The sequence below is a fragment of the Candidatus Infernicultor aquiphilus genome (assembly GCF_002784285.1).
Classification (GTDB): domain Bacteria; phylum Atribacterota; class Phoenicimicrobiia; order Phoenicimicrobiales; family Phoenicimicrobiaceae; genus Infernicultor; species Infernicultor aquiphilus.
Map to the genome: position 1 here is coordinate 734 of NZ_PFKO01000124.1, position 341 is coordinate 1,074.

Genomic DNA, 341 nt, shown 5'->3' on the forward strand with positions numbered 1-341 from the left:
AATTAACATTACGTGATTAGTCGAAATTTAAGAATAGTATTTATCACGTATTTAAGTTAAATTAATAATAAAAATTTTAAGAATATTTGGCATATTACTTAAAACACAAAACGTTATGGTTTAATTTATCCGTAACTATGCCCGTTTTTAGGAATATGCGATTATTCATATTTCTAATTTCAGGAATATTAGAATGAAGGAAAAAAACACGGTCGGGTAATAAAAACAGTTATGCCTGGAAATATGTTTAATTTATAATTTTATCCGGTTTTACTGTGCTCGTGCTGGTCTTTTAGCAGGTCATTAACCTCTTCTATCGGGGCTTTCGGGATTATGCTTTT